Annotated in this window: 13 protein-coding genes; 7 read left to right on the forward strand and 6 right to left on the reverse strand. The window is 29.8% G+C overall.

Going from position 1 to position 12,560, the window contains the following annotated elements:
* Window positions 1-38: 38 nt before the first annotated feature.
* Window positions 39-1,295 carry a site-specific integrase gene (locus tag IPK88_18045; protein ID MBK8245333.1) on the reverse strand — a complete coding sequence of 419 codons (1,257 nt, stop codon included), beginning with the start codon at window positions 1,293-1,295 and terminating at the stop codon, window positions 39-41.
* A 1,028-nt stretch (window positions 1,296-2,323) separates the two neighbouring features.
* Here IPK88_18045 and IPK88_18050 point away from each other — a divergent pair.
* The 5 genes from IPK88_18050 to IPK88_18070 all read left to right on the forward strand — a co-directional run bounded on the left by IPK88_18050 (window position 2,324) and on the right by IPK88_18070 (window position 4,556).
* The gene (locus tag IPK88_18050) at window positions 2,324-2,593 is read left to right on the forward strand and encodes a helix-turn-helix domain-containing protein (protein ID MBK8245334.1); all 270 of its coding nucleotides are present in this window, start codon (window positions 2,324-2,326) and stop codon (window positions 2,591-2,593) included.
* A complete protein-coding gene (locus IPK88_18055) occupies window positions 2,593-2,823 on the forward strand; it encodes a hypothetical protein (protein ID MBK8245335.1) in 231 nt (76 codons plus the stop codon). The genes IPK88_18050 and IPK88_18055 overlap by 1 nt, the downstream gene beginning before the upstream one ends.
* A 19-nt stretch (window positions 2,824-2,842) precedes the next feature.
* The gene (locus IPK88_18060; GenBank protein ID MBK8245336.1) at window positions 2,843-3,313 is read left to right on the forward strand and encodes a hypothetical protein; all 471 of its coding nucleotides are present in this window, start codon (window positions 2,843-2,845) and stop codon (window positions 3,311-3,313) included.
* 141 nt (window positions 3,314-3,454) lie between these two features.
* Window positions 3,455-3,664 (forward strand): hypothetical protein, encoded by a 210-nt coding sequence (locus IPK88_18065; GenBank protein ID MBK8245337.1) that lies wholly within the window; start codon window positions 3,455-3,457, stop codon window positions 3,662-3,664.
* Window positions 3,665-3,671: 7 nt separating this feature from the next.
* Window positions 3,672-4,556, forward strand: coding sequence for a hypothetical protein (locus tag IPK88_18070; protein MBK8245338.1), 885 nt, complete (start codon window positions 3,672-3,674; stop codon window positions 4,554-4,556).
* Between the two features lie 178 nt (window positions 4,557-4,734).
* Here the strand turns inward: IPK88_18070 and IPK88_18075 are convergent, their stop codons facing one another.
* Complete coding sequence (locus tag IPK88_18075) at window positions 4,735-5,421, reverse strand: HAD family hydrolase (GenBank protein MBK8245339.1); 687 nt, start codon at window positions 5,419-5,421, stop codon at window positions 4,735-4,737.
* A 19-nt stretch (window positions 5,422-5,440) separates the two neighbouring features.
* Window positions 5,441-6,310, reverse strand: a complete 870-nt coding sequence (locus IPK88_18080; GenBank protein MBK8245340.1) for a hypothetical protein — start codon at window positions 6,308-6,310, stop codon at window positions 5,441-5,443.
* Between the two features lie 485 nt (window positions 6,311-6,795).
* Here IPK88_18080 and IPK88_18085 point away from each other — a divergent pair, with 485 nt between their 5' ends.
* Both IPK88_18085 and IPK88_18090 read left to right on the forward strand, forming a co-directional pair.
* Window positions 6,796-8,526: an AHH domain-containing protein gene (locus tag IPK88_18085; protein MBK8245341.1), complete on the forward strand. Its 1,731-nt coding sequence runs from the start codon at window positions 6,796-6,798 to the stop codon at window positions 8,524-8,526.
* Window positions 8,527-8,530: 4 nt separating this feature from the next.
* Complete coding sequence (locus tag IPK88_18090; protein MBK8245342.1) at window positions 8,531-9,124, forward strand: hypothetical protein; 594 nt, start codon at window positions 8,531-8,533, stop codon at window positions 9,122-9,124.
* Window positions 9,125-9,187: 63 nt separating this feature from the next.
* On the opposite strand, the gene IPK88_18095 is transcribed toward IPK88_18090, so the two are convergent.
* From IPK88_18095 to IPK88_18105, 3 genes are all read right to left on the reverse strand, one after another.
* Entirely contained in the window at window positions 9,188-11,266 is a 2,079-nt protein-coding gene (locus tag IPK88_18095; protein MBK8245343.1) for a hypothetical protein, read from the reverse strand.
* Between the two features lie 328 nt (window positions 11,267-11,594).
* Window positions 11,595-12,098 (reverse strand): hypothetical protein, encoded by a 504-nt coding sequence (locus tag IPK88_18100; GenBank protein ID MBK8245344.1) that lies wholly within the window; start codon window positions 12,096-12,098, stop codon window positions 11,595-11,597.
* Window positions 12,095-12,415 carry a helix-turn-helix transcriptional regulator gene (locus IPK88_18105; protein ID MBK8245345.1) on the reverse strand — a complete coding sequence of 107 codons (321 nt, stop codon included), beginning with the start codon at window positions 12,413-12,415 and terminating at the stop codon, window positions 12,095-12,097. Before IPK88_18105 ends, IPK88_18100 begins: the two co-directional genes overlap by 4 nt.
* Window positions 12,416-12,560: the final 145 nt, after the last annotated feature.

The following is a 12,560-nucleotide window of genomic DNA, read 5'->3' on the forward strand; positions in this document are numbered from 1 at the left end:
TCCATAAGGCTTTTACTGAAAAATAAATTTGATATAGATTAACCAAAATCCATAATTTTTGAAATTATATTTCTCTTTTCATTGTCTTCAAATCCAGCAAAATAATTTTGCGTTGTCTTTTTATCACTATGTCCGAATAATTCACCGACCAGTTCCATTGAGCCACCTGACCGAATTAAATTCGTTGCAAAACTATGTCGTGCCCAATAACTGGAGATTTCTTCAGTAATACCGTTGTCTTTAGCCAGTATTTTTAAATTCTGGTTTATAAAACGAGTAAAGTTTTTAATTTTATCAAATTTCGTTAATTCCGAATCCAGATCGGAAACGATTGTGAAGATATGATTTTTTGGATTCTTAGTCGTATTGGAGTATTTGGATAAAATATTTTTCGAATATTCATTCAAATAAATAGTGATTGTTTTTAAGTTCGACTTAGATGTTGTCCTTGTTTTCGCTCGAATAAATGTCAATTCATCCCCATTTAAATTTTCATATCTAAGTAGAGCAATGTCTTTGACATTGATCCCATTACATAAATAAGATAGAAACCAGAAATCTCGGGCTTTTTCCTGTTCCGGTGTTTTGGGAATTGCATCGAAAAGGATTTTAAGTTGCGATTTATCCAGTGCTTTCTTCACGGATTTAGAGCTTGGAATCTGATATTTCCTTTTGCCGAACGGATAAAATTCGGGTTCAATATCTTTAGCTGCGATCGCATTATTAAAAATTGCTCTAAGTGAACGTAAATACATGGATATTGTAGTTGTACTTCTATTCAAAGTTCCAGTCATGTGCTTTTCATATAATTCCAGCCAGTTCGAAGTAATTTCTCTGAAATTAAGTGATTCAATCTCTTTGCCGGATAACTGCTTTGAGAAAGCCAATAATGATTTTAAACTTAATTCATACATTTTGGCTGTTCCAATTTGGTCCAAAGATTTAAATCGTTCAATCTGTTCTTTGTATTTGAAGATCAAATTTTGACGGTCACCTTTACTCGTGTACAGCTTTTTTTCAAACTCAAAAAACGAGAAAGGGACCAAATCTTCAGCTTTATCAAAAGCCATTTTTTCAATATCCTTTAGCTTTTCTCTTATATCTCGGATCTCTTGTTTAGGCTTTGAAGTAATCCAGATATTTTGAAACTCTTTTTCGGTAAACTCAAAAGAAGTGGAGTATAACTTTTGAATCCTGGGTTCTGTTGTAAAGACCCTGAGTTTGACTGGATATTTACCATTATCTTTTTTTCTTCGTTTGTCTAAGGCAATTGAAATGAAAACCTTTTTATCCATTGTTTAAAAGTTTGTATGCAAATGTAAGTCATTTGCATATGATTTGCATACAGAAACTATGATTACTCATATAATAAATATGAATAACATGATACTAAATGACTGAAATACAGCATATTTATAAGAACAAACGAGAAATAATCTAGCAAACAAAGTATATAATATTATGCTTTGGGAGCAGGGGGTCGAGAGTTCGAATCCCTCCGCCCCGACTGAAAACCAAGGAGTTATGAAGTAGTTTTCATAGCTCCTTTTTTATTTGCCAGCGATTTGCCAGCATATTTTTCCAAAATTTAACTTATAAATTCAAATTGAAGTATTTTTAAATTACTCACATTTGTACTATGGATTTCATTTGCCTGTCCGATTAAGCTCTTTATTCTCTTATCGAGACAGTAGTTGCACGGTTAAAAGATAAAGAAGGAATAAAAGGAGACAATTTGATTTCTTACTAAGAGACTATGTCAAAACTATAGATAAAAAGTAAGTCAATCCTTCAAAAATCAAACTATAAAGTTAAATATTCGATTCTCATAGGAAATAAGTACAATGAGTTTATTTGTGTTTTATATTTTACTCCTTATATCTAGGTGTGGCCTTTTAAGTGGTGTTTAATGTGCTGCCCTCCTATAATTATTTTTTTCACAAAAAAAACAGATATTTCACATATAGTGTAATCCTTTCTCTTCTTTAGGTTAAAATAAGAATTTAAATATCAATTATACAAATAAGTACTTTATGCAATTAACTTGCAAGAAATACTTAAAAATTTAATCTAAGGACGTTTCATTAAAAAATTATCTACATTTGGATTTAAATTGATTAAAAATAGAGTTGAGCATAAAACAACACCTTATAACTGTATAAACGCAATTGTGTAATATAATAATTTGACATTACTTATATAACATCATTAAAATTACAAATAGGTCAGTAAATAAGCTTTTCTGTGAGGAATGTGAATTGCTCAACACAAATGAAAAAAAATAATTTATTTAATCACCGCTTGAAATATAAAATTTGACTTAATGGAAGTCATTTGCCTATCAGATGAAGCTTTTTATGCTCTTATTGAAACAGTAGTGGCTCGTATTAAAGAAAAGGAAGGTTTCAAAAGAGATAAATGGATTTCTGATGAAGAAGCTATGTCAAAACTTCGGATTAAGAGCAAGACTACACTACAAAAATTAAGAGATGAAGGAAAGATTCGATTCTCTCAACCAGAAAAGAAAATAATTCTCTATGATACCGATTCAATCGATGTATATTTGGAAAAACATTCAAAAGACACTTTCTGATGGAAAATGTTGAAAGTAAATATATAAAGGGATTTAATGCTGGGTATTTTCTTGCTAAATACGAACCAAAGGTATTGCTGGAATTGTTGGAACATATTCACTCAATCAATTCGTATATTTCAGGTATGAACTTTGGACAAAAGGAATTTCAATTTGAGATTGATAATTCCCAATTAGAAAAACTTAAATACATAAGACACCAAAAGGACAATTCTAGGGATTTAGTATAACTAATTTTAAGCATCTGAAATGACAAATATTACTTTGGCAGAGTATATTTTAAGATACAACTCTGATACTTTACCCGATGTGAAAATGTCTGAGCAAATTACTAATTGTGTTATATTGAAATTAGTTTTAGGACTTCCTACTCCTGCAAGAAGTAATCCTAAATCATATAATAGCATTTACTTTATTTTAGAAACAGAATCCAGAAAATGCGTTAGTGTTGTCTATATTATGGAAGAGGACTTGCATGTTTTCACTAGCCCTAACTACCGAAAAAAAGGATTCATTAAAAATGCAATGGTAGATGCTATTTTTCCTAATCTATTTAAGCATAATGATTCTATTGAAATTAGTCTTCTTAATGATGAGGAGTCCGATTATAATATTTCTATTAAAGTAGCTGAAAGTCTTGGTTTTCAAAAAATTGAATTTGATGAAGATAAATTTGTTTTATGGAAAAAAGACTTTGAAGTTGAAATCTTCAAGTATTAATGAGTCAACGGTTTCCATTTTTTGAAATGGCTGTTTGATTCATAATTACTATGTTTATTATTCGTAAGTTATATTTGTATTAGGACTCAATCACTATATAAGAAGGTTCGATGTTTCATTGATATTTAGAAATTTTACTCCATGAAAAAAGTTAAATTCTTCCTTTGTCTCTCTTTTTTAAATTCATTATTTGCATGGGAATTACTTGCCAATAGCGTAGTAGTTATTCCGATTAATGAAAAAGAAGGTCCTGAAACTATTATAAATGCCGATAATTTATATCTCAAAGATGCTCTTATACAATATAAGGATAAATTATTAAATATACCTATTTGCTTATCTAATTCATAATTCAAGAATGTTGACCATTATTAATGTTTTCTTAATACTACTTTCAATTCCTGTATTGGTTATACCAATTGAAGGAAAATTAATAGACAATGCTTCTAAGAAACCATTCAAATTAACCAATAAAGGAATAAATTTCTATGTTTGTGTAATAGTTCTAACATTAATTGCAATTTTTAAAGAATATTTAATAAGCCAAGGCGAAATAGCCAGAGAAACTAAAGAAACAGAATTTCGCTCAGAGGTTAAAAGTGTCACTAATAAAATAAGTACAAAACTTCAGTACTTAGATACAATAGAGCCTCAAATTGATAAAATTCATGCATATACACTTGCGACCCTAAATGAGAGATATCTTAATTTAAAAAAACTTGATAAGTTAAATCAGAAGATTGAACAAATAATTAATGATGAATCTAATAAAATAGCTCAGAATAAAGGAGAACTTACCTTCTTGGGGAGTCCTCACTTTGAGAAAATAAATTCTGAGAAACAAGAATATTATCTCAAAATTGCTTTGACTAATATTGGGAACAGAACAATATCGAAATTTAAAGATAGTACTATTTTATTAATTTTTACCGATGACACTCTTCATACACTTATTAAGAAAATTTATCTTGAACAAATAACTACTCCCTTATCTTCTATTCCTTCACAAAATAAGATTGGTCGGGGTGTCATATGGAGCTATATTTTCGATTTTGATGGAAAAACTTTAGATAATATTAAATATAATTTATACCTCAAAACAACTATAAAGTACTTGGATATATTAACAAATAAGACAGATTCATTGGTGGGGTACTTCTCATGGCGAAATTTTGAAATGAACAAAAATCAATTTATAGGAAGTCCAAAACGGGATATTACTCTAATAAACAGAAACTTATAACTTCGTTTTATCTTGATGCAAAAATGGGCAACAATGTACTAAACTTAATCAAGTCTTTGATGTATACAATAATTGTATTCTAATAAAGAATAGATATCATTATGATCAGTGGCAACCTATTCACATTAATTGATTGTAATTTCTAGAATGTTACTTATTTTCTTCAATATTTTGAAATTCAAAAAAGATGATCAAATTCTTGAAGAGATGAAAAGTTAGATAGAATTATATGAGCACCAGACAATAAAAGTTCATTGGCGCTCGTCTTTCCTGTTAAAACCCCAATCACAGGTATGCCTGCTGAATTCCCTGCAATCATATCATCTTTACTATCTCCTATATAAATTGAATGTTTCGGGTTGGCCTTTAGGGTTGAAATCGCTCGATGAATAAGTGTAGGACTTGGTTTTAGTTCTTCCATTGGAATGTTATCATCACGGCCAAATACTTGTGTAATGATAACTGAAAGATTATTTCTTTCTAAAATTAGTTTAATCGCTTCAGTTGAGTTGGTTGAAACAATTGCACAGTTGATATTCATCTTCTTTAACCATAAAAGTGTATTTACAACATTCGGTAGCAGAATAGCGTTTTTAGAGGCTTTGATTTCAAATTTTGTTATTACTGATGTGGCAATACTATGAATTTCCTTTGCCTTTAGGGGATTGAATTGTTTTTGCAGATATTTATATGTAGCAACCCACATCTCATATGGATCATTCATTGGAACTAAATAGTTCTCATTCACTCCATTCTCCAAATAAACAACTTTTAGTTCTTTAAAAAGTTGTTTTAAATCTAAATCCGAAAATAATTGTATAAGCGTCCTATCAAAATCAGTTATAAGCCAATTAATTTTATTCATTTTACTAAATTATACTTGCTTAAATCTCTATTAATATTTCAGATAAATTTTTCCACACTGATTCAAACCATTGTGAAACTTCATTGGCAAGTTCTACTTCACTTTTTGTCCCATCAAATTGTAATCCAACCATTTTAACACGCTCTCCCCTAAAGTCCCAAACTTTAATATTTTCACCACCTATATTTATTGGTGTTTCAGCCAATGGATATATACCAAAAAATACTATTTTAGGTTGTATCATAATCATTTTAAATAACGGTGAAAATTTATGTTTTCGAATACTCAGTAAAATATCTATTTCTGGAAATCGTATTTTAATATCAGAAAAATAGTGTACAAATTCATTTGCAAATCGATTATTTCTTTCCTGAATTGATTTTTTATAATCTTCATTTACTTTAAGATTATCAACCTCACAGGGAACAAACATATATGCTTTGCAATCAGGGACTATTAAACGTAAATACAGTCGACGAGGTTTATAAATTCCATTTAAAACACCCTGTAAAAACTCTGTCAATAAATTGTAAAATGTTTCTCCAGAATAAGCTGCAATATTGATTTCGATTACCGCCTGCTTAAACGCAGTATGAAGGAAAGGGCGCAGATCAGTAAAATGAACTGCAACAACAGATTGATCAAATCGTGATTTCTGCGGAGTTGATACTATAGAGTCAAATATAATATACATCATAGCTCCTGCAATTGCAAGAAGCATATACTTCTGCGATGAAACAAATGCTTGTATTGGTGGAAAGATTTGGGCAAATAGACTAATTACTAAAAATAGCAATATAACAACCTTAATACCATTATTCTTTTGCTTATTCCAAAGATCTCCAAGTTCATTAATTTTTTTTCTGAACTTAGTATCGTTTTCTGGCATATATAAGTTTTTAGTTTGTTGAGTTATGGTTTTTTTAATTTGCTTAACTTTACTTTAGTTGTAATCATAAAGCTTTGCCTTCATTGCAAAAATAGGCATTTTAACTTCTGAATTTATTAATTTTAGTGTTTAATATTATTTTACACATCTTTTATTATTTAAATATTCTTCTAAATAGTACCAAGCCAAAGAGAGTGCATCAATTCAAATATTATCATATTTCGGCCTCATTATCCCAAAGTCCTTTTCTTATGTTCACGTGATGCCGAGTTCTTGAATTCAGTTATATACATCTCAATTTAGAAATTGCTTAAAAATATCTCACATTTGATCATTTGAATAATGTAAAACTTATACCCCCCAATTTTTTAACAGAAAACAAGTATTTCATGCATTCTAATTGCAAAATTTACTTAAATCTTTCAAATTAAGTAAGATTTATTAAATATTATATATATTTGGATTTTAATTTTATAATGCAATAGATGAAGCATTTATTTTTTTTCTTATTGATTCAATTAAGTTCATTTTTTACATACTCCCAAAGCGTAGGAAGCTATGAAATTGACCCTACATATAAAGTAAATCCTACCTATAAGGTTAAGCCTACTTATAAAGTAAAGCCAACTTATGAATCTAAAGGAGATTATAAAGTAAAACCAACTTATAAAGTAAAACAAAAAAGCAAACCAGCACCAAGTTATAACATTCAACCTACCTATGAGTATAATCCTACTTATGAAACCCAAAGTGATTACAAAATTGATAATCCAACATATAATGTTAAATTAGATAATCAAACAAAAGTTGGATATGAAATTAATCCAACTTACGAAACAAAAGGAGGTTACAAAGTTGACCCTACTTATAAAGTTGATCCAACCTACGAATCTAAAGGTGATTACAAGGAAAAGGGTGACTATCAATCCAAAGGTGATTACGAGTCCAAAGGTGATTACAAAGAAAAGGGTGACTATCAATCCAAAGGTGATTACGAGTCCAAAGGTGATTACAAAGAAAAGGGTGACTATCAATCCAAAGGTGATTACGAGTCCAAAGGTGATTACAAAGAAAAGGGTGACTATCAATCCAAAGGTGATTACGAGTCCAAAGGTGATTACAAAGAAAAGGGTGACTATCAATCCAAAGGTGATTACGAGTCTAAAGGTGATTACAAAGAAAAGGGTGACTATCAATCCAAAGGTGATTACGAGTCTAAAGGTGATTACAAAGAAAAGGGTGACTATCAATCCAAAGGTGATTACGAGTCCAAAGGTGATTACAAAGAAAAGGGTGACTATCAATCCAAAGGTGATTACGAGACTAAAGGTGATTACAAGGAAAAAGGAGACTATAATACTAAGGGAGATTACGACACTGAAGGTGGATATGATTCAAAGGGAAGCTTTGAAGCCAAGGGTGGAAATAATACTCAAGGAAGTTATGAAACTAATGGTGGATATGGTACCAATGGTCGCAACACAATTAATGGAGGATATTCAACTATTGGTGAAAATACTTTAAATGGAGGAATTTTCACCAATGGAGGTAATAGTACCAGTGGTGGTTATGGAACAAATGGGAATAGTACTGTTCCATTCGAAACTGATTATGGCGGTATTGTGAATAACACTTTTAGAAATGGTTTTAAAGAAGCATTTTCAATAAAGAATATTCACTTTGGTTTAGATGCTATAGGCCTTGTTCCTGTAATAGGTGAATTTGCCGACGGAGTAAACGCTATTGTTTATATTACTGAAGGAGATTTTAAAAGTGCTTTCTTATCCGGTATAAGCATTGTTCCTGTTGTTGGTGATGCATCTGGTAAAGGAGTAAAATATTTAAAAAAGGTTGATGACGTCATTGACTTATCTAAAAAAGGTGAGTATACTAAAGATCTTGCCGCAAAAGGTGGAAAAAATATTATACATCATATCGCTTCTAATAAGCATCTTTCTAAGTACACTGCTCAGTTCGAAGTAATTGCAAACAAATATGGTTTAGAGCTTAATGGGGCTTGGAATAAAGTGGATATTTCTGATGTTGATCATTATTCTAAGCATCCGGCACAATATCACGAGTTTGTTCTAAATGGAATGAAAGCTGCAGATTTAGAAGCTGCAGGAAATCCAACTAAATTTTTAAAGTTGTTTGATAAATATGTAAAACAACCACTTTTACAAAATCCTAATATACTTAATAAAACAGGTTGGTGATACAATGACTAAATATTATTTCTTAGCTGAAAATTTAAAACCAAGTACAGCTTTTGCCTGTACCAAAGAAGCTACGCCAATAGCTCATGAATTAATATCCAAAGTCATAGAAAAGTCTGAATTACCTTTTGCATTATTCCTTAAAAAAGTTTCAAGAGGAAAAGGTGGATTGATAATAAGTGATGATTTGTCAGGATTGAGACATATATGGTTAGATTATCAACCAAATAATCTTGCGTGGCCACTAATGTCTGAAAAGATGAAAAGTGTAATAAGCGCACAATTAACCGGCAAGGAAGGAATTATATGGATAAAGGCTATTATAAATGGTGCGGATGAAATTAAGGAATATTATATTCCAAGATTTCGACAAAAACTTGATGTGCTTGATAATCAAAAAACTATATTCGTTAAGGATACTTCTCATATTATAAAACCAGTTTTTTCTCTTTCAAAAATTATTGATTATCATTTGTTTTTTGCGCCACAAGAATTTTGGGAAATTACTTCAGGTTTGTATGTTAGCGAAACTCTAAAAAAAATAATGCAGAAAGAAAAGTTGACCGGGATATCATTTGAATATACTTCAGTTTTGTAAAATCAAAGCTTTAATATAAATGACTCCTTATTTTGGATAACAAAAACTTCTACTCATTACAACCTAAAAAATATATCCCATCTTTAAAAATAAATAACCAATTTTCAGATCAATTTCATTAGTAGGATAAAAGTCAATGTTATTATCTTCACTCCATATTTGGTAATTTTTATTAAAATAATTTGATAAATTCAAACTATATCCCATGCCTAATAATACATGATCACCTCTAATTTCTAAGCCGCCTGAAATTCCGTAAATGTATTCATTCATTGGGCGTTGACCAGAAATCACAGGATAGTCTTTGAGACTGAAAAAGTCATATTTATAATTATCACTAATTCTATCATTTACACCTAACTTATCTAGACAAAAAATCCCTCCGGTTCTTTTTGCACTAATAATTTTATTAATAAATCCCTCAATAAAAATGAAGCTGAATTTAAATTTAGTTGATACTCCGACTTCTTGAAATTGCAATTTCGCATTATTTGTATTATAGCTATATTGGTTCTCAAAATTATATTCATAATTATTTCCGGAATTATAAAATCTAAACTGCTTTGAAGTGTAATGCACAGAAAATTCAATTAAACTGGCTTTAGATGTTTGAACGCTCATAAATATGGAAGGTGAATATCCAAAACTAGTTGAATCTTTAAGATCTGCATCTGCTCCAGAGATTTTCGCATAATCGCGTCCCGCAGAAAATGCCAAACCGAATTCTACCCGATTTTTTTTAATTGGTTTGTATTTGACTTCTGTTTTTCTTATAGTTAAATGCTTTTCATATTCATTGAGTTTATATGCGATATCCAGACCTTTATTTCCATTATTAAACTCAGCGATAATCACATCGCATTTTGGACAGTTCAAAATTATAGTTGCAATTGTTCCGTGATATAATTGATTGTCTTTAAATTCACCTGTATATATTACCCAATGTCCCTTTTGTTTTTTATCAGTTAATTTTCCAATATAAAAATTATCATTCAAAAATTGCCCAACAAAAGTGCTTGAATCATTAAATGTAATAGTCCCGTTCCCATTTTTAATTCCATTTAATTTTACTTCTCCACTATATTTACTCTTATTTGGAATAATAATAGTTGCATTGCCTACCATGGTATCATTTCTCCACCTCCCTTCAAAAGTTGTTCCATCAACATTGGTTATTTTACCTTCTCCATGTTTGTGGCCATTTAATAATTCACCCTCATATATTTTACCATCATTGTATAATAATTTTCCTATAACTTCCTTTTTCCTAACATCAATTATTTTATCCCTATCTTCAGATTTGTCTTTGAAGTTGTTATTCGAATTCTGATGAGTCTTAAGAACATGATTATTTATTTTTTTAGGTACTTCTTTTTGTTGAGTTTTAATTTCCTTATTTATTATTTTCCAATCCCCATTGCTTTTTACAAAATATTCATAGATAGTAAATTCACCATTAATTATTTCAAATATTTCTCCACTCTTAGTAATATTTTTTCTCAACAAATTTAATTGAACCATTGCTACATTCGTATCTAATCTTTCTACAATTTCTAATATTTTATCGAATTCTAAGTCACCTACTTTTACTTCAATATAAGAATTTCCATAAGCCTTATCAATTTGAATTCCATTAAGGGCAAGTTTCTCTCCTTCTAATGTCAAATGCGCTTTTTTAATAACGTCTCCTTGCATTTCTAGTTTTAAAAAATTATTTTCTTCAAACTTCTTATACTTTAGTATTCTTGAATAATTTGTCTCCAAACTTAGATTAATTTTTCGAGTTTCTATACCTGGCACATTGTGCTTTTTTATTATTTGCATTTCAGCTTCATTGGGCATTAGTTTCCCTTTTAGGAGATCTTTTAATTTTTCTGTGTATATATTGTTGTACATTACGGATATACTATCATGATAAATAATACCAGTAATCTCTCTTTTTGAGATTTCATAAGGCACATTATTTTTATCAGTAAAATAACTATAAGTAATATTATCGTCTTCAATTTTTTTTATAATTGACTTCATTACTCTTCCATCAATACAGTATATAATGTCTTGAGAGTATAATTTTAGTGGAAGTATTAAAAAAAAACTTGATGTGATTAATATCAAATTTCCTTGCAATTTCCAAATTTTCATAATTATTAGATTTTATATTTACTTACAAATATATTAAAAATATTTATAAGTAATTACGCATCTGAAATATTAATTTCTTGTATTTCAAATTATGGATATTTTTTGGTATATCAATTCTGAATTCCTATTAATACAATATAGAGTATCTTGATTAAATTCATTTAGGCAGCTTAACAAATAGTTGATTGGAAATTACAATTAATTGAATAATAACAAATAAATGCTTTGTTATTTGGCCTAAAAGTTTAAATTAAATAATAATTTCATTTTTAAATCTAGGCGTAGCTTTAAATATTGGGAATTTAAACAGGATTTGAATTTATATTATTTATTCCTCCACCCAATAGTATGTCAAAGCTAAAGAGAGTGCATCAAAAATCGGCATATTATGACTCTCACTTTGCCAAGTCTTGCGTTTCTTAGGTTCCCGCAATTCCAATTCCTTGAATTCAGTTAGTAGGACTTTAGCTATCTCATATTTGGTGACCGCTCCAAATTGCTCAAAAACATCTCTAACTTGATCCCTAGAGTATTGGACTATTTTGAGATTCTCTTCCGTTGCTAAGACAATAATTTTATCGATTAATCTGCGGACTCTTCTACCTACTCGAGAAGCCTTTCCTTCTGGGTCTTGAATTATAACTAGGTATGGTCTAAGATAATCAAGTGATCTCTTAATCCGCTCTAGCACCTTTCTATTACTTATAGGATTAATCCGAACAGATCCATAATCTAGGAGTTTTCTAGGATTCTCCAAATACACGAAACCAAAACCATTCGCATTAGGATACAATGCATAAACTATATTCTTCCTTTGTGTTGATTGAGTCATTGATTTATATAATTAGTTAGCCTAATAATAATTTGTTCAAGAAATTTAATTCTAGGGGTATTCTTTAATGTGTTATTGCTTTTTTTTATCTCCAATATGAGCATTTGTATCCTTTCAGTGAGTTGTCCTTTAATCAATTCTGATTTTGGTTCATAGAATGATTCTATCGATAATTCAAATATGTGATGGTAATTCAGAAGGAATTCAATCGTTGGTTGTCTTTGACCTTTTTCATATCTGGAAATATTTGAGATTTCTTTAAGGCCAATTAGAAATCCCATATCGCTCTGTGTTAATGGCGATTTTTTACGATACATCCTTAAATAATTTGATGGATGAGACATAAAATTAATGATTAGAAAATGATTAGCTTTCTAGTGTTCTAACTTTAGTCTTTATTCAATTCGATTCGTAGAGGGCAGAAATTGCCAAATTGGCAAATTTTTTCGCCAGCTTCGATTT

Origin of the sequence: Candidatus Defluviibacterium haderslevense (assembly GCA_016712225.1) — a bacterium.
Taxonomy (GTDB): domain Bacteria; phylum Bacteroidota; class Bacteroidia; order Chitinophagales; family Saprospiraceae; genus Vicinibacter; species Vicinibacter haderslevensis.